The sequence below is a fragment of the Halorientalis brevis genome (assembly GCF_042678165.1).
Lineage (GTDB): Archaea > Halobacteriota > Halobacteria > Halobacteriales > Haloarculaceae > Halorientalis > Halorientalis brevis.
This window is the reverse complement of record NZ_JBHUDJ010000014.1, coordinates 72,296-88,667: the sequence shown is the minus strand read 5'-3', so window position 1 is coordinate 88,667 and position 16,372 is coordinate 72,296. Positions and strand designations below refer to the sequence as shown.

The window sequence follows — 16,372 nt, the reverse complement described above, 5'->3', positions numbered from 1 at the left end:
TGGTGGCATCCGTAGTAATTCGAGCTTTCGACTCATTCCCCCGCCTCACCGGCTTCGATCTCCCAGCCACCCATACTTATTTTATTATTCACGTGAGAATGTGTCTACCATGGATACCGGGCCCAACTATGAACTCGACTTGAGTTTCTCGACAGTAGGTACCGGGCGTCACGGAGGTGACTGCCCGTGGAGATCAGGGTGAACGACGAGGCCGACGAGGAGACGGCGCGGGTGATCGCGACGGCAGTCGCGGAGCACCTGGGACAACCGGTCGAAATCGTCGACGAGAACGGCGGTCGCGTGTCCGCTGACGATGGCGACTGGGAGGAAGGCGGCGCGGTGGTGACCGATCGCGAAGAACGGCTCCGTGAGGACGTCCAGTCGATCCTCGAGGGCGGTCCCGAGCGCGGCCACGAGAAGATCGAGGACCTCGGGAAACTGTTCGTCCGCGATCGGCTCGACATGCTGTTCGACGAGATCGCCTACGAAGACGGCACCTTCGCGCGCTACGCCGACGACGACGAACTCCCCGGCGACGGGCTGCTCACCGGCGTCGGTACCATAAACGATCGCCAGGTGTTTTTCACGGCCAACGATTACACCGTCAAGGCCGGCTCGCTCGGGCAGATGGGCGTCGAAAAGGAGATTCGGCTGGCAGAGCGCGCGGCGGAAGCCGGGGCGCCCATCGTCCGCCTCATCGACTCGACGGGTGCCCGACTCGACGCCGAGGAGCGCGACGAAGGCGACACGCACATGGATCGGTACCGCGGCGGGAAGATGTTCTACAATCAGTGCATCCACTCCGGACAGGTACCCCAGATCGGCGTCCTCTACGGGCCGGACATCGCGGGCTCCGCGTACACCCCCGTCTTCTGTGACTTTCTCGTCATGGTCGACGACATCTCCGGGATGGCCATCGCCTCCCCGCGCATCGTCGAGGCGATGACCGGCGAGTCGATCGACATGGAGGGCCTTGGCGGCCCCGAGGTCCACGCCAAACACAGCGGGAGCGCCGACCTGGTCGTCCCGGACGAGGAGTACGCCGTCGAAGCCGTCAAACACCTGCTCTCCTTTCTCCCCCAGAAGTACGACGCGCCCAACCCCACTCGGGAGGCGAAACCGCCGGTCAAGAACCCGAAGGGGCTCGACCAGGTCATCCCGGACGAGCCGAACGAGGCCTACGACGTCCACGAGGTCATCGACCGCGTCTTCGACCGCGAGTCCTTCTTCGAGATCAAACCGGAGTTCGCTCGCGAGATCGTCACCGGATTCGCACGGCTGAACGGCAAGCCGGTCGGCGTCGTCGCAAACCAGCCCGATCACGTCTCGGGAGCTATCTTCCCGGACTCAGCCGAGAAGGCCGCCGAGTTCGTCTGGATCTGTGACGCGTACGAGATCCCGCTCGTTTATCTCTGTGACACGCCGGGATTCATGGTCGGCTCGAAAGTCGAGAAGGAGGGCATCCTCCAGCGGGGCCGGAAGTTCATCTACGCCACCTCGAACGCCCAGGTCCCCAAGTTCTGCGTCATCACTAGAAAAGCGTACGGCGCGGGGATCTACGCGATGTGTGGCCCCTCGTTCGGCCCGGACGCCACGCTCGCGCTCCCGAGCGCCGAAATTAGCGTGATGGGGCCGGACGCCGCCGTCCACGCCCTCTTTGGGGGGCAACTGGAAGACATGGAGGGTGAGACCCGCGAGGCGTTCATCGAGAGCGCCAAAGCAGAGTTCCAGAAGTACATCGACGTCCGAAAACAGGCCTCGAACATGCAGGTCGACGAACTCGTTCCTGCCGGTGACCTCCGCCAGCAACTCGTCGCCCGAATGACGGCCTTCGAGAACAAGCGCCGGACCCGGCGGGACCGCCATCACGGGACGATCTTGTTCTAACCCTTCTTTCCACAGAACTCTCGAATTGCCGTTTGCGTACCCCGTTTTCACATCCTGGGAATACGCATAGATAGTTTAGAACGAACGCGGAGTAGTGAGTGATGATATGGTACAACGATCGACACTAGAACGGATCGTCGTCGTGGTCGGCGCCGTCGTTGCAGTGGTTGCGCTCGGGCTGATCGGTCTCAGTGTGTACGCGCTGCTCGGTCCAGCAGGCCTCAGTGGGTCGAACGGCTATCTGTTCGGGTCGCTGGTGTTCGTCGGTCTGGTCCTCACGATCATGTACGGTGTCAGTGACCTCGGACAGTTTCGGGATGCCAACCAGCGCCGACAGTTCTGAGTGAGGCCCTCGTTTTTCATCTCATCGACGTCCCCCTTTTCCGCGAGAATTTCCTCCAAAATCCCTCTCGTGTCCGACTCTGTGATAGGACAGGGGCAGGAAAGAGACGTCGAGGACTCGTCGATCTCGCTGTGGCCGTTGTCGATCAGGAATGACAGCCGCGAACGGATGTTCTGACGACGCTGGACGTTACGAGCCGGTGCTGGTAACTAGTCACAGCGGTGAAAAAAGCGGTCGTACGCGATCGGCAATCGATACCTAGGATTTGGTCGAGGAACCGGCCGGTTCGCTGACCTCGGACCAAATGAGGACCAGTACGAACGCGAGCGCGGTCATCCCGAACGAGAGGCCCTCCGGGAAGTCGATCCCCAGGAACGCCAAGACGACCGGGAGTTCGATGGCGACGGGCACGAGGAACGCGCCGACTACCAGGATCCCAGCGGGCGAGAGACGGCTCATAGGATCACCTCCAGGACCGGTTCCAGAGTGACGGGTGCAGCTCTGATTCCGTCCGGATACAGGCCGCCGTTGTTGATGATGCTCCACAGCGGGAGCCCGTAGGCCAGCACGACCAGCACGACAGCGATGAGCGCCCAGATCTTGAGGTCGTCGAGGATCGTCGGCGACTGTTCGGGACCGGAGAGTGCCGGCGGGAGTTCAGTCCGCAGGCCCGTTGCGGCCTCGTTGTTGGTGGCCGTGAGCGCGATGTTCGCCAGGAAGAGCACCAGCGAGACGAACAGCAGGACGCCACCGAAGGCCAGCTGGAGTCGGAGGCTGCCGATGGTTCCCGTGACCGACTCGAAGGCGAATCCGGTGTACTGCGGTTCCGCGGTCCGGCGCGGGATGCCCGCGAGACCGCCACGGTGCATCGCAGCGGACATGAAGACCATGCCGATGAACCAGAGGACGACCTGGAACAGGCCGATCGGACGGCTGTACACCTTCCGACCGGTGATGCGCGGCACGAGCCAGTAACTGCCAGCCATGATGCTGAGCGCGACTGCCGTGCCGACTGTCAGGTGGAAGTGGCCCGGAACCCACAGCGTGTTGTGGACCAGGTAGTTGAGGTTCATCCCGGCGTTGACCATGCCGGAGAACCCGCCAGCCGCGAACATTAGGCCCGCGAGCCCCATGCCGGTGAACGCCGGATCACGCCACGGGAGTTTCTTGAGCCAGCCGAAGTATCCCTTGCCGCCGCGCTGGCGTGCAGCGTGCTCGATGCTCGCCACGGTCGTAAACGCCGTCAGGAACGACGGGAGCAGCAGGAACATCGTGTTCACCATCGCGATGAACTTGAACCCTTCCGCGATGCCGGGGTCCATGTACTGGTGGTGAATCCCGACCGGGGTCGAGAGCAGCAGGAACAGCAGGAAGACGACGCGAGCGAGCGGATCGCTGAACAGCCGACCGCCAGCGATCTTCGGCAGAATGGTGTACCACATGAGGTACGCCGGCATGAGCCAGAAGTACACGACCGGGTGGCCGAAGAACCAGAACAGCGTCCGCGTCAGCATCGGGTTCGGAGCCGGCATGATGCCGAGCGACCACGGAATCAGGAAGACGACGGTTTCGACGGCGACGCCGAGGGTGGCGAGGAGCCACATCAGCATCGTCGTCATCACCATGAACGACTGGAGCGGGATGCGCTCGTCGGGGTTATCGGCGCGCCAGTCGAGGTACTGGCGGAACCAGTCGAACGATGCGAGCCACGTCCCGACCACGAACACCGCGAGCCCGATGTAGAACAGCGGATGGGCCTGCAGCGGCGAGTAGAACGTGTAGAGGACGTCCGCGCTGATGTCGATCTCCTTTACGAGCCCGGCGAGGATGCTCCCGCCGGCCAGGAGCGCTCCGGCCGACATCGTGCCGACCCACAGCCAGGTGAACTTGATGTTCACCGGCGGTCTCCCGAGACTTCGCGTGTTCGCCCACGCGAACAGCCCGGCGAGGAAGAAGATCGTGAACACGATGACGAGGAACACCCCGTGAGCCGTCAAGACCGAGTAGTAGTCGGCCGAGTCGATGACCCGCAGGATGTTCGTCCGGTGGAGCGCCTGGAGCACGCCCATGAAGCCGCCGATGGCGAAGGCGATGAACGAGTAGGTCAGGCAGATCCGGACGACTCGCGCTACTTTCGGATACTTGACGATGAACGAGTTCTCAGGTAACGCTTCCTCTTCTTCAGTCGTTCCGATGTTTAGTATAGATTCTGTCGGCGTACTCATGCTTCATCAGTTCCGTTCGTTTCCTGATTCGTCATCTGCGCCGAACTCTGGTCGCCCATCGTGAAGTTCGACGGCTCGCGGACGATCAGTTTCCCCTCCATGTCGTGGTGGGCTCCGCCGCAATACTCGTTACAGACGATGCCGTGTTCGCCGGGCTCGTCGAACTGAACGGTGATCTTCGAGACTTCGCCCGGAACGGCCATGGTGTTCGCGTTGGTCCCGACGACCTCGAACCCGTGAATGACGTCACGGGAGGTCACGTAGAACGTCACGTTGCTGTTCGCGGGCACTTCGATCGTCTCCGGATTGAAGATGAACTGCTGAGCCACGACGTATACTTCGTACTCGTTCGACCCGACTTTCCGAACGCCGGGATCCTTGAACTCGGGGTGGTCGCTCAGGCCGCTCGCGTTGACCTGCCCACCGCTGTCGTCGACCATCTTGACGCCGGCACCGACGGCACCGAAGACGATAGTCGAGATGAATCCGACAATCAACACGAGCGAAGCGATCAGCCAGAGTTTCTCGTATTTGTGTACGTGCATCTCTGATCACCCGATGACTGTCCCCGTCCGTCCCAGGAACTCGACGAAGTAGGTGAACGACCACATCAGTGTGAGGATGATGAAGTATATGAGCAACAACATCAACGTTCCCTTCGGGTCGAACTCCTCCTGACTGAGCGGAGTTTCCACCTCCGGGTCGCGAACGAGCGTCCCGTCTGCGTACGCGTCCGCGCCCGGGATGTCTCCCTCTGTATTCGTACCTGCTTCTACCTCTGCCATATCACTCCCTTAGGACATGTACTATAACTCTCTGGTGGTGCGTTTTCACCATCTGGGAATGGGGTGTACTACTTTATTGGATCAGTCCGTCCTCTCCAGACATGGCAAGCATGCTCGCTCGAATCCCGTCACGCGTCGCCGTGGCGGTTGCACTTCTGGCGATCGTCCCGACGTTACTGTTCGGACTACTGAAACCCGACTACTATGCAGCTGCTGTCACGACGGTCAACGTGATTCTCGTCGGACTCAGCATCTACCTGTTCCTGTCCCCGCACGGTGAGGGCGATCACGGGGCCCACGGCGCGGAGGCCTGACTCAGGGTGTCCGCCCGCCGACCGACGAGCCTGTCCACGCAGTGATGACTATGGTGTCGGCCGTCACACTGCAACTCGCCGGCGTGGAAGTGGTCGGCTCGAACGTGGATCTCCTCGCGTTCGCCGTCATCGGACTTCTCGCTGGCGCACACTGTCTGGGCATGTGCGGCCCGCTCGTGACGCTGTACGCGGACCGTATCGACGAGCAGACCGAGACCCGTCGGGGTGACACGCTCACACCGTTTGCCGTTCGGCAACACGCCCTGTTCAACCTCGGACGGACGATCAGTTACGCGGCCATCGGTGCCCTCGCGGCGACGGTCGGTGGCGCCCTCTTCGCGTCTGTCGGTGCCATACCGCCCGTAGAGCGGGGCGTTCGAATCGCGGCCGGCCTCGGCGTCGGTGTCGTCATCATCGTCGCCGGTCTCCAGTACCTCCTCGGTGGAACGGGGACGCTCGACCGGTTCACGCCGGCCGTCGTCGGCGATACGTTCCAGCGCGTTTCCGCGTTGCTGACCGCGCGAGTGGACTCGCTGGTCGGCTCGCCGCGGATCGTCGGGCTGGGAGCGATTCACGGCATTCTTCCCTGTCCGATCCTTTACCCAGCATACGTGTACGCGTTCGCGCTCGGGGATCCAGTCCGTGCCGCACTCAGTCTCGGCATCCTGGGACTCGGAACGTTCCCGACGCTCTTCGCCTACGGAACGCTCCTCGGATCGATCGGAGACGGCCACCGCCGAACGTTACACCGCTTGCTCGGCGCAGCCTTCCTCGTGCTGGGGTACATTCCCCTCTCGCACGGCCTGATGCTGCTGGGGATTCACGTCCCGCACGTCCCGGTGCCGTTCTATCAACCTCTCGTTGGATAAATGACGGACTGTACGCTCTGTGACCGACCGACGCCCGACCCGCCGATCACTGACGAGTCCGAGGACGGCGTGTTCTGCTGTCGGGGCTGTCTGGAAGTGTCCAAGGCCCTGGGCGATGCCAGTGCTGACGTCCCGGACGAACAGACCGTCGAGGCGAGACTCGACGGGGAGACTGCGGCCGAGGTCCCCGACGAGGCCGAGGAGGCGTTCCTGGCCGTCGACGGGATGCACTGTGCGACCTGTGAAGCGTTCCTCGAATCGCGGGCCGTGGACAACGCGGGCGTCTACGACGCGACCGCGAGCTACGCCACGGACACGATGCGACTGGCGTACGACCCCGAGCAGGTGACCGAAACCGAACTCGGCGACTCCGTGTCGGGGTACGGCTATCGCGCCCGCGAACGCGACCGGAAGGACGACTCGGATGCCGACGAGTCCGTCTGGTCGCTCGTCATCGGGGGCTTTTTCGGCATGATGGTGATGATGTGGTACGTCATCTTCCTCTATCCGACCTACTTCGGCTACGACCCGCCGTTCATCGACCTGTCGGGGGCCGTGGGCCTGTACCTCTTCGGTAACATCTGGCTGTTCAGCACCGTCGTGCTGGGCTACACCGGGTGGCCCATCCTCCGCGGTGCGTTCGTCAGCCTCCGGGCCGGCCACCCGAACATGGACCTGCTGGTGGCGCTCGCAGCGGTGAGTTCATACGCCTACAGTTCGGTCGCGATCGCCCTCGGCCGGACCCACCTCTACTTCGACGTGAGCGTCGCCATCATCCTCGTGGTGACGCTCGGGAACTACTACGAGCGACGCGTGAAACGGCGCGCAGCCGGGTTGCTCTCTGACCTGACCGAGTCCCGCGTCGAAGAAGCCAGGCGGTACGACGACGGCGACACCGAGACCGTCAACGTCGCCGCGTTGACCGGGGGCGATCACGTTCTCGTCAAGCCCGGGGAGCGCGTCCCGACGGACGGAACCGTCGTCGACGGGTCGGCGGCGGTCGACGAGTCGCTGCTCACCGGCGAGCCGATGCCCGACCGAAAGGACGAGGGTGACGAGGTAGTCGGCGGGTCCGTCGTGACTGACGCGCCGCTGGTCGTCGAGGTGAGCGCGGACGCGACGAGCACGCTGGACCGCCTCGTCGAGTTGCTCTGGTCGATCCAGAGCGCGCGACCGGGCATTCAGCGGCTGGCCGACAAACTGGCGACGGTGTTCGTGCCGACCGTCGTCATCCTGGCAGTGCTCGCCGCCGGGTGGACGCTCGCGACGGGCGGTGCGGGCGTCGCCGCACTCCTCGTGGCGCTCACCGTCCTGATCGTCTCGTGTCCCTGCGCGCTGGGCCTGGCGACGCCGCTGGCGATCGCTGCGGGCATCAGGGAAGCGTCGGCGGCCGGGATCGTCGTCGCGACCGAGGCCGTCTTCGAGGAAGTCCCCGATGTCGACACCGTCGTGTTCGACAAGACTGGGACGCTCACCACCGGCGAGTTGCAGGTCGTCGATATCGCCGGCGACGAGGGGGACACTGCGCTCCGTCGGGCGGCGGCCGTCGAGTCGCTGTCGAGTCACCCGGTCGCCGAGGCGATTGCCGACCGTGCGGACGACCCGCCGTCCGCCAGCGAGTTCGAGAATCACGCCACTGGCGTCAGTGGCGTCGTCGACGGCGAGCCCGTCGTCGTCGGGACCACCGACCTGCTCGAATCAAAGGGGCTGACGGTCCCCAAAGCGCTCGCGAGCCGTGCAGAGACGGCCATGCGCGACGGGAACCGCCCGGTCGCGGTCGGTTGGGATGGGCGCGCCCGAGCCGTGCTCGTGTTGGGCGAACGCTCGCGGCCGGAGTGGGAGTCCGTCGTCGACTCACTGTCGAGTTCCCGAGAAATCGTCGTCCTGACCGGCGACCAGGGGCAGGCAGTCGAACGGTACCGTGACCACTCGGGCATCGACGAAGTGTTCGCGGGCGTGCCGCCGGAAGCGAAGGCCGAGACCGTCGAACGGCTGCGTGGTCACGGAACGGTCGCGATGGTCGGTGACGGGAGCAACGACGCCCCGGCGCTGGCGGCGGCTGACCTCGGCATCGCGCTCGGGAGCGGGACCGATCTCGCGACCGACGCGGCGGACGCCATCCTGATCGAGGACGACCTGGCAGGCGTCAGCACGCTGTTCGACATCGCCGAGGGGACGCACGGCCGCATTCGACAGAACCTCGGGTGGGCGTTCCTCTACAACGCCGTCGCCATCCCGCTCGCCCTCACGGGCATGCTCAATCCGCTGTTCGCGGCGCTCGCCATGACCACGTCGAGCCTGCTGGTTGTGACGAACTCCTCGCGCTCGCTCCGCTGAGACCGTTCTTGATCGGTTAGTTCCTGCGGGACGCTCGAATCGATACCGCTGCACAGTATTTGCCTCAGTTCTCGATGCTCATGATCTCGCGCGCCTCGTCGGGCGTCGCCGGCTCGCGGCCGATGTCTCGGGTCATTCGCGCGGCCTTCTCGACGAGATCGGCGTTGCTCTCGGCCATCTCGCCGTCCGCGACGTAGAAGTTGTCTTCGAGGCCGACGCGGACGTTCCCGCCCATCGCCAGGGCGGCGGCGACGAGGGGCCACTGGTCCTCGCTGATGCCGATGACCTGCCAGTTGGCGTCGTCGGGCAGCTGGCGGACCTGGTGGGCGAGGTTCTCCACCGTCGCCGGAATCCCCCCGAGCACGCCCATGATGAGGCTGAAGTGCAGCGGCGTCTCCAGCTCACCCTTGTGGAGAATGGGGCGGATGTTGCCGACGTGTCCGGTGTCGAAACACTCCAGTTCCGGTTTGACGCCGTTGTCCTGCATCGTGGTCAGGAGGTCGCGGATCTCGTCGAACGGGTTCTCGAACACCATGTCGAAGACGAAGTCCTCGCGGTCCTCGGAGTACTTCGCGTAGTTCATCGAGCCCATGTTGAGCGCCGCGATGTCGGGCTGGACTTCCCGAACGTACTCGGCGCGGGTCTCGACCGGTTCGTGGAGCGCGCCGGTCGAGAAGTTGACGAGGATGTCCGTCCGCTCGCGGACCTCGTCGTAAATCTCCTGGTAAGTCTCCGTCGAATAGGTCGGCGAGCCGTTCTCGGTCCGGGCGTGGATGTGCGCGACCGCAGCGCCCGCCTCACGCGCAGCGGCGGCTTCTGCTGCGATCTCTTCGGGGGTGTAGGGAATCGCCTCACACTGGTCGCGCGTCGTCAGCGCGCCCGTGAGTGCCGCCGAGATGATTGCTTTGTCCGGGTCGTTTCCCTTGATGGACTCCTGGGTTTCGTAGGTCATTGTATCGGTGGTCGTCGGTTAGCGTCGCTTCCAGCCCGGCTCCTCGTCCGTGAGGAAGGCGTTGATCCCCTCCTCGGTGTCGTCGCTCATCGCGATGAGCGTGATCATTTCCTTGAGGTACGACAGCGCCTCGCTGAAGGCCATGTCGCGCTGAGTGTAGTACGCCTCTTTTCCCATCGAGATGAGGACGGGACTGTTGTTGGCGAGTTGATCGACCAACCCGTCGAGCGTCGCCCCGAACTCGTCGGCTGCCGCGAGTTCCGTGACCAGACCCATGTCGGCCGCCTCGTTGGCGTCGATGTGTTCCCCGGTGAACAGCAGTTTCAGGCCGGCTTTCTCGTCGACGGCACGCATGATCGGTGCCATCGCCTGCGCGGGGAACAGGCCGATGTCGACCTCGGGCGTTCCGAAGGTGGCGTCCTCGTGGGCCACGACGAACTCGCAGGCTGCAGCGAGGCCCAGACCGCCAGCCAGGCAGTACCCCTCGACGGCAGCGACGGTGAGAACGCTTGCCTCGACCATCGCCTCGACGAGGCCCGCGAGCGCCGAGAACTGCTCGCGATAGGCCGTCGAATCGTCGCCGAAGACGCCGGCCATCGACTTGAGATCGCCGCCGGAACAGAACGTCTGCTCGGCACCGCGGACGACGAACACCCTGGCCTCGCCCTCGTCTGCGTACGCCAGCGCGTCCGCGAGTCCGAGAAAGACGGCGTCGTTCAGTGAATTGCGTTCCTCGGGCCTGTCGATCGTCGCCCGTACCACCAGTCCGTCGTCGCTGACCGTCACGGAGAGGTCGTCGTTCCCCAGGTCGCTCGCATCAGCCATGTGGATACCTGACATGCAACATCCCGTCGCATGAGTATTTCGGACGGACAGGAACGGACAACGAGTTTGTCCAGCGCGAATCCGGTCTCGCAGCGAGGAGTGCGAGCCCCACTTCGAGCGACAGTCGCGTGGCTCCCAGCGAGACCGAAGGCTGTGCGTTCGCAAACGACGCGTGACTGCCGTTCGAGTTGCAATACTTACCGCAATGGACGACACCAGCCTCCGACACGAGACGTAGCGACCACCGTCGAGAAAGCCTCGTTCCCGACCATCCCGGTTTCACACCCGTCACCGACGGCAGCGCATCTTCCCGGGGACAGTCACTTGATGAGATGCTACCCCGTCGTACGAGTCGATGAGCGAAACGGACCACACCCAGCAGTTCGCAGTATCAGCCGAGAGCGAGAGCGAAACCAGAACCGCCGTCGAGGCACGCTCCTTCGACTTCGTCGTCGACGAACCCGCGGCCCTCGGCGGCACGAACGACGGCCCCAATCCAGTCGAGTACCTGCTCGGTGCATGGGCGGGCTGTCTCAACGTCGTCGCACACACCGTCGGCGAGGAGCGCGGAATCGACATCGACGGCGTGGGGATCGAGATCGAAGGTGATCTCGACCCGCGGAAGTTCACGGGTGCAACCGACGACGTCCGAGCCGGCTACCAGGAGATTCGCGTCGACATCGACGTACAGACCGACGCCGATGCGGACGCACTCGACGGGTTTCGCGCCGAACTCGAAGAGCGCTGCCCCGTCGGTGACAACATCGGGAACCCGACCCCGACGGACGTGACTGTCGACGTAGCCTGATCGGGCCGACGATTTCGATTTTCAGCTGACGTACTGTGGCCAACTGCTCCGTCTCACGTAATACAGCGTGTACGAGACACGAATTCGAGGAGATCTATCCGTAGCGCGAGAATAAACGCTGTAACAACCAACAACAGGTTTGTCGTGAGTTTATGTAGAATGGTTCCAATAACCGTGGTATGGTAGACCGCCCCATCGACTACAGCCAGTTGGAGGAGGGGAGACACTGCAACTACTGGGAACTCGACGACACGCTGCGGGCCGAAGCCGCTTGGGCGTATCCGGACGCGGAGTTCGAGTGGGCCCAGGAGCGGCTTTCAGAACTCGGTGACGTGACTGGACACGTCATCGCGGACAACTCGGAGATCATTGACCGCGAAGGCCACGAACTGCGGACCTACGACAAACACGGCGAGGTCCAGAACCACGTCGAGTACCACCCGCTCCAGCACGAAAACGACGAACTGGTGTACGAACGCGGGCTCACACACGACGTTTTCCACGCACCCCCGGGTCGTGACGAGCCGCTGGGATTCCAGCACGTTCTCACGCAACAGACCATCCTCTCGTTCGTCGACGGCGGGTTCGTCTGCCCGATCTCGATGACGACCGGAGCCGCGATCGTCCTCGACAAGTACGTCGACGACGACCACCCGAACGCCGACCTCTTAGCGGAGTACTTCGCGGGGCTCACTAGCCGGGACTACGACGACCACATCGAGGGCGCGATGTTCCTCACCGAGAAACAGGGCGGGAGCGACGTCGGTGCCAACGAGACGACGGCCGAACCAACTGACGAGGAGGGCGTCTACGAGCTCTACGGAGAGAAGTGGTTCTGTTCGAACATCGACGCCGAGGGAACGCTCGCGCTGGCCCGCCGCCCAGACGCACCCGAGGGGACGGAGGGGCTCTCGCTCTTCCTGGTGCCCCACACCAAACAGAGTGGAGCGCTCAACGACCAGCTCTACCGCCGACTGAAGGACAAGCTCGGGACGATCGCCGTGCCGACCGGCGAGGTCGAGTTCCAGGGCGCCGAGGGGTATCTCGTCGGCGAACCCGAGGAGGGGTTCAAGCTGATGGCCGAGATGATGAACTTCGAGCGGCTGACCAACGCCACCGGCTCGGTCGGGTGTATGGGTCGCGCGCTGCTGGAGTCGAAGGTCCAGGCGGCCAATCGCGAGGCGTTCGGCTCGACCATCGACGAGTACCCGCTGATGCGGCGGGACCTCGTCGACATGCAGGTCGACTACGCTGCCGCGCTGGCGTTCGCCTTCGAGGCCGCCTCACACTACGCCGATTACATGGCCGACGAGGACGACGAAACCGCGTTCAAACTGATGCGGTTGCTCGTCCCCATCGCGAAGTACAAGACCGCCCGGATGGCCGTCGACACGGCCTCCTACGCCTGCGAGATCCAGGGCGGCAACGGCTACGTCAACGGCTATACGACCGAACAGCTCCTTCGGGACGCTCAGGTCCTCCCAATCTGGGAGGGAACCTCGAACATCCTGTCACTCGACGTCCTGCGCGTGCTCAACAAGGAGGCCGCGCACGAAGCGCTGTTCCCCCTCGTCCGCGAGCACGTCGAAGCCGTCGAGCATCCCCGGCTGGTCGACCTCGCGGAGACCGTTGAGGACGAGTTCGCGGACATGCAGGAGGCGATGGTCGCGCTGGCAGGCGAGAGCCAGGAGTACGCCCAGCACGAGGCCAAACAATTGGCGGACTACATCTTCGACGTGGTCACGGCGTCGCTCCTGCTCGAGCGCGCCCAGTCCGAAATCGACGCCGACGAGAACGGTCGCCGCGTGCTCGTGGCCGAGTGGTTCGTCGAAACCCGGTTCGAACAGCCCGACGCTCGTGGCATCACCGACGGCGAGTCGCTGCCCCACGAGTACTTCGACGAGATCGTCCGGTACGCGCCCCTCGACCCCGACGCGCTGGTCGAACCAGCACCGGCCGACGACTGACTCCCGAGGAACTGTTCCCACGAACTGAGACTCATCGCGAAGTGCTTTTGTTTCCGTCGTCAGTGTGGACGTGTAGATGTACGAGTCGATCCTCTTTGCCACGGACAGAAGCGAACATGCCGACCGAGTCGAGGAACACGCGTTCGACATCGCAGCGACGAGAGACGCGACGCTGCACGTCCTGTCGGTCGTCGACGACCGCGCGTTCCTCGTCCTCGACGACAACCGCGTCGAGGAAGTTCGGCAGGAACTCGAGGAAGAGGCGCTCACGGCGATCGACGACGCCGTCACCAACGCACAGGAGCAGGGGATCGAAGCGACCGGCGACGTCGACATCGGCCACCCCGCCGAGTGTATCGTCGACTACGTCGAGAACAACGACATCGATCTCGTCGTGATGGGCACCAGCGGCGACAGCTACGAGCGAAACGTCGTCGGCAGCGTCTCCCAGCGGGTCGTCGAAACAGCGCCCGTGCCAGTGCTGACGGTCGGACTCGACGCCTAACGCACGCGCTCACAACGTTCGGTTCTGCTCTTCGGAAAAAACGAATCGATCGGTCGGTGTCGCTATTCCTCGTCGTCAGTCTCGGGTGCAGGCACGACGGTCACGCTCGCGACGCCGTCGTTGCCCTCCAGTTCCATGATGGTGACGCCCATCGTGTTCCGGCCGACGGTCGAGATTTCAGAGGCGCGGATGCGCATGATCTGCCCGTGCTCGCTCATGATGATGAGGTGATCCTCCTCGGTGACCGCTTTCACGGCCGTAACTGGGCCGTTTCGGCCCCCGGTCTTGATGTCGATGAGACCTTTCCCGTAGCGGGACTGACAGCGGTACTCGCTGAGCTTCGTCCGCTTGCCGTAGCCGTTCTGCGTGACTGTCAGCAGCGCACGCTCGTCGTGCTCGTCGGTCGCGACCAGGCCGGTGACGGCGTCACCCTCCTGCAGTTTGATCGCACCGACGCCGCGTGCGGTCCGGCCCATCTCGCGGGCCTCGTCCTCGTCGAAGCGGATCGTCATGCCGCCTTCGGTGGCGATGACGAGGTCCTGGTCCCCGGTGGTAACCTCCACGTCGACGAGTTCGTCACCGTCCTCCAGCGAGGCTGCGATGATCCCCGTCGAGCGGATGTTCTCGAACTCTGTCGTGCGCGTCCGCTTGACGTAGCCGTCGCGGGTGACCATCGTGAGACACTCGTCGGACTCGAAGTCGTCGGTGTTGACGACGGCCGTGATCTCCTCGCCGTCGTCGATGCCCTCGATGACGTTCCGGATGTGATTACCCCGGGCGGTCCGGCTCATCTCCGGGACCTGGTAGGTCTTCAGCCGGTAGACCTGCCCCTGGTTGGTGAAACAGAGCAGGTAATCGTGGCTATTGGCTCTGAACACCTTGTGGACGCGATCACCCTCTTTGGGGTCCGCGCCGATGATGCCTTTCCCGCCGCGACCCTGGGGGTCGAACTTGTCGACGGGCATCCGCTTGATGTAGTCGTCCTCGGTGATGACGACCACGCAGTCTTCCTCCGGGATGAGGTCCTCGTGAGTGACCTCGCCGGTGTCCTCGATGATCTTGGTCCGGCGCTCGTCGTCGTACTCGTCTTTGATCTCCGCGAGTTCGTCCTTGATGACGTCGAGCAGTTCCTGCTCGTCGCCGAGGATCTCCTCTAAGCGCTCGATCCGTTCCTGAACTTCCTCGTACTCCGTCTCGATCTCCTCGACCTCTGCGGAGGTGAGACTGCCGAGCTGGATCCGCACGATGTGGTCGGCCTGGTCCTCAGAGAAGTCGAACTCGGACTTGAGTGCCTCCTTGGCGGACCCCCGGTCCTCGGCGTCCTGAATGAGTTCGATCACGTCGTCCGTGTTTTCGACGGCGGTGAGCCGCCCTTCGAGGATGTGGGCGCGGTCCTCGGCCTCGTCGAGTTCGAACTGGCTGCGACGCCGGACGACTTCCTTGCGGTGGTCGACGTACTCCGCTAAGGTCTCCTTGAGCGTCAGCACGCGGGGCTGCCCGTCGACCAGCGAGAGGTTGATGACGCCGAACGTCGATTCGAGGTGGTGTTCCAGCAGCTGGTTCTCCACGACGTCCACGTTCGCACCGCGCTTGAGTTCGACGACGATGCGGACGCCGTCGCGGTCGGACTCGTCCCGAAGGTCGCTGATACCCTCGATTTTCCCCTCGTTGACGTCCTCGGCGATCCGCTCGACCATCCGGGCCTTGTTCTCCTGATACGGGAGTTCCGTGATGACGATGCGGCCGTCCTCGTCGTCGACCTCGTACTCGGCGCGGACCGTGATGCGACCGCGACCGGTCTTGTACGCCTTGTGGACGTCGTTCCGGCCGACGATGTTCGCGCCCGTCGGGAAGTCGGGGCCCTTGATCGGTCCGGGGCTCTCCTCCAAGTGGAGCAGGTCCTCGACCGAACAGTCCGGATTGTCGATGAGGTGGATCGTGGCGTCGATGACCTCACCGAGGTTGTGCGGGGGAATCTTCGTCGACATCCCCACGGCGATCCCGGTCGAGCCGTTGACCAGGAGGTTCGGGTACGCCGCCGGGAGGACCTCCGGTTCGGTCAGCCGGTCGTCGTAGTTGGGCTGGAAGTCGACGGTGTCCTTCTCGATGTCCGCCAGCAGTTCCTCCGAGATGGAACTCATCCGGGCCTCGGTGTACCGCATGGCCGCGGCGGGGTCGCCGTCCATCGACCCGAAGTTCCCCTGGCCGTCGACGAGCGGGTAGCGCATCCCGAAGTCCTGGGCCATGCCCACGAGCGTGTCGTAGATGGCCTGGTCGCCGTGGGGGTGGTAGTCACCCATCGTCTCGCCCACCACGGACGAGGACTTGCGGTGACTGCTCCCCGAGGAGACGCCCATCTCGTGCATCGCGTAGAGGATGCGCCGGTGAACGGGCTTTAGCCCGTCACGGACGTCCGGGAGTGCGCGGCCCGCGATGACGGACATCGCGTAGTCGATGTAACTCTGCTCCATCTCGTCTTCGACGCGTACCCGTTCGACGTTCGCAGCGGGCACGGTCGGTTGGTCTTCTGGACCGTCTGGTATGTCTGAACTCAT

15 protein-coding genes are annotated in these 16,372 nt (G+C 63.9%); 8 read left to right on the top strand and 7 right to left on the bottom strand.

Annotated elements, in window-relative coordinates; all coding sequences use genetic code 11:
- The first annotated feature begins 186 nt into the window (after positions 1-186).
- Both ACFR9U_RS16785 and ACFR9U_RS16780 read left to right on the top strand, forming a co-directional pair.
- Positions 187-1,887: an acyl-CoA carboxylase subunit beta gene (locus ACFR9U_RS16785; protein ID WP_247378292.1), complete on the top strand. Its 1,701-nt coding sequence runs from the start codon at positions 187-189 to the stop codon at positions 1,885-1,887.
- A 106-nt stretch (positions 1,888-1,993) separates the two neighbouring features.
- Entirely contained in the window at positions 1,994-2,230 is a 237-nt protein-coding gene (locus tag ACFR9U_RS16780; RefSeq protein WP_247378291.1) for a hypothetical protein, read from the top strand.
- A 258-nt stretch (positions 2,231-2,488) separates the two neighbouring features.
- On the opposite strand, the gene ACFR9U_RS16775 is transcribed toward ACFR9U_RS16780, so the two are convergent.
- The 4 genes from ACFR9U_RS16775 to ACFR9U_RS16760 are packed head-to-tail and all read right to left on the bottom strand — an operon-like array spanning position 2,489 to position 5,240.
- The gene (locus ACFR9U_RS16775) at positions 2,489-2,689 is read right to left on the bottom strand and encodes a hypothetical protein (protein WP_247378289.1); all 201 of its coding nucleotides are present in this window, start codon (positions 2,687-2,689) and stop codon (positions 2,489-2,491) included.
- The gene (locus tag ACFR9U_RS16770; RefSeq protein WP_247378287.1) at positions 2,686-4,455 is read right to left on the bottom strand and encodes a b(o/a)3-type cytochrome-c oxidase subunit 1; all 1,770 of its coding nucleotides are present in this window, start codon (positions 4,453-4,455) and stop codon (positions 2,686-2,688) included. Before ACFR9U_RS16770 ends, ACFR9U_RS16775 begins: the two co-directional genes overlap by 4 nt.
- On the bottom strand, positions 4,452-5,000 hold the full coding sequence (locus ACFR9U_RS16765) for a cytochrome c oxidase subunit II (protein ID WP_247378284.1): 549 nt from the start codon (positions 4,998-5,000) through the stop codon (positions 4,452-4,454). Before ACFR9U_RS16765 ends, ACFR9U_RS16770 begins: the two co-directional genes overlap by 4 nt.
- Before the next feature lie 6 nt (positions 5,001-5,006).
- Positions 5,007-5,240, bottom strand: a complete 234-nt coding sequence (locus ACFR9U_RS16760) for a hypothetical protein (RefSeq protein WP_247378282.1) — start codon at positions 5,238-5,240, stop codon at positions 5,007-5,009.
- 101 nt (positions 5,241-5,341) lie between these two features.
- Here ACFR9U_RS16760 and ACFR9U_RS16755 point away from each other — a divergent pair, with 101 nt between their 5' ends.
- The 3 genes from ACFR9U_RS16755 to ACFR9U_RS16745 are packed head-to-tail and all read left to right on the top strand — an operon-like array spanning position 5,342 to position 8,760.
- Complete coding sequence (locus tag ACFR9U_RS16755) at positions 5,342-5,554, top strand: hypothetical protein (protein ID WP_247378280.1); 213 nt, start codon at positions 5,342-5,344, stop codon at positions 5,552-5,554.
- Positions 5,555-5,604: 50 nt separating this feature from the next.
- On the top strand, positions 5,605-6,423 hold the full coding sequence (locus ACFR9U_RS16750; RefSeq protein WP_247379025.1) for a sulfite exporter TauE/SafE family protein: 819 nt from the start codon (positions 5,605-5,607) through the stop codon (positions 6,421-6,423).
- Complete coding sequence (locus ACFR9U_RS16745; protein WP_247378278.1) at positions 6,424-8,760, top strand: heavy metal translocating P-type ATPase; 2,337 nt, start codon at positions 6,424-6,426, stop codon at positions 8,758-8,760.
- 64 nt (positions 8,761-8,824) lie between these two features.
- On the opposite strand, the gene ACFR9U_RS16740 is transcribed toward ACFR9U_RS16745, so the two are convergent.
- Entirely contained in the window at positions 8,825-9,712 is an 888-nt protein-coding gene (locus ACFR9U_RS16740) for a beta-keto acid cleavage family enzyme (RefSeq protein ID WP_247378276.1), read from the bottom strand.
- A gap of 18 nt (positions 9,713-9,730) precedes the next feature.
- Positions 9,731-10,537 carry an enoyl-CoA hydratase/isomerase family protein gene (locus tag ACFR9U_RS16735; protein ID WP_247378274.1) on the bottom strand — a complete coding sequence of 269 codons (807 nt, stop codon included), beginning with the start codon at positions 10,535-10,537 and terminating at the stop codon, positions 9,731-9,733.
- 355 nt (positions 10,538-10,892) lie between these two features.
- Here ACFR9U_RS16735 and ACFR9U_RS16730 point away from each other — a divergent pair, with 355 nt between their 5' ends.
- From ACFR9U_RS16730 to ACFR9U_RS16720, 3 genes are all read left to right on the top strand, one after another.
- Positions 10,893-11,345: an OsmC family protein gene (locus ACFR9U_RS16730; protein ID WP_247378271.1), complete on the top strand. Its 453-nt coding sequence runs from the start codon at positions 10,893-10,895 to the stop codon at positions 11,343-11,345.
- A gap of 179 nt (positions 11,346-11,524) precedes the next feature.
- Positions 11,525-13,312: an acyl-CoA dehydrogenase family protein gene (locus ACFR9U_RS16725; RefSeq protein WP_247378270.1), complete on the top strand. Its 1,788-nt coding sequence runs from the start codon at positions 11,525-11,527 to the stop codon at positions 13,310-13,312.
- Between the two features lie 76 nt (positions 13,313-13,388).
- On the top strand, positions 13,389-13,817 hold the full coding sequence (locus ACFR9U_RS16720; protein WP_247378268.1) for a universal stress protein: 429 nt from the start codon (positions 13,389-13,391) through the stop codon (positions 13,815-13,817).
- A gap of 62 nt (positions 13,818-13,879) precedes the next feature.
- On the opposite strand, the gene gyrA is transcribed toward ACFR9U_RS16720, so the two are convergent.
- Positions 13,880-16,372, bottom strand: coding sequence for a DNA gyrase subunit A (gene gyrA, locus ACFR9U_RS16715; protein ID WP_247378266.1), 2,493 nt, complete (start codon positions 16,370-16,372; stop codon positions 13,880-13,882).

What these genes read in the sequence shown, in the direction of transcription:
- ACFR9U_RS16780 (WP_247378291.1), top strand. Translation starts at nt 1,994, where the DNA reads ATGGTACAACGATCGACACTAGAACGGATCGTCGTCGTGGTCGGCGCC.
- ACFR9U_RS16775 (WP_247378289.1), bottom strand. Translation starts at nt 2,689, where the DNA reads ATGAGCCGTCTCTCGCCCGCTGGGATCCTGGTAGTCGGCGCGTTCCTC.
- ACFR9U_RS16770 (WP_247378287.1), bottom strand. Translation starts at nt 4,455, where the DNA reads ATGAGTACGCCGACAGAATCTATACTAAACATCGGAACGACTGAAGAA.
- ACFR9U_RS16765 (WP_247378284.1), bottom strand. Translation starts at nt 5,000, where the DNA reads ATGCACGTACACAAATACGAGAAACTCTGGCTGATCGCTTCGCTCGTG.
- ACFR9U_RS16760 (WP_247378282.1), bottom strand. Translation starts at nt 5,240, where the DNA reads ATGGCAGAGGTAGAAGCAGGTACGAATACAGAGGGAGACATCCCGGGC.
- ACFR9U_RS16755 (WP_247378280.1), top strand. Translation starts at nt 5,342, where the DNA reads ATGGCAAGCATGCTCGCTCGAATCCCGTCACGCGTCGCCGTGGCGGTT.
- ACFR9U_RS16750 (WP_247379025.1), top strand. Translation starts at nt 5,605, where the DNA reads ATGGTGTCGGCCGTCACACTGCAACTCGCCGGCGTGGAAGTGGTCGGC.
- ACFR9U_RS16745 (WP_247378278.1), top strand. Translation starts at nt 6,424, where the DNA reads ATGACGGACTGTACGCTCTGTGACCGACCGACGCCCGACCCGCCGATC.
- ACFR9U_RS16740 (WP_247378276.1), bottom strand. Translation starts at nt 9,712, where the DNA reads ATGACCTACGAAACCCAGGAGTCCATCAAGGGAAACGACCCGGACAAA.
- ACFR9U_RS16735 (WP_247378274.1), bottom strand. Translation starts at nt 10,537, where the DNA reads ATGGCTGATGCGAGCGACCTGGGGAACGACGACCTCTCCGTGACGGTC.
- ACFR9U_RS16730 (WP_247378271.1), top strand. Translation starts at nt 10,893, where the DNA reads ATGAGCGAAACGGACCACACCCAGCAGTTCGCAGTATCAGCCGAGAGC.
- ACFR9U_RS16725 (WP_247378270.1), top strand. Translation starts at nt 11,525, where the DNA reads ATGGTAGACCGCCCCATCGACTACAGCCAGTTGGAGGAGGGGAGACAC.
- ACFR9U_RS16720 (WP_247378268.1), top strand. Translation starts at nt 13,389, where the DNA reads ATGTACGAGTCGATCCTCTTTGCCACGGACAGAAGCGAACATGCCGAC.
- gyrA (WP_247378266.1), bottom strand. Translation starts at nt 16,372, where the DNA reads ATGAGTTCAGACATACCAGACGGTCCAGAAGACCAACCGACCGTGCCC.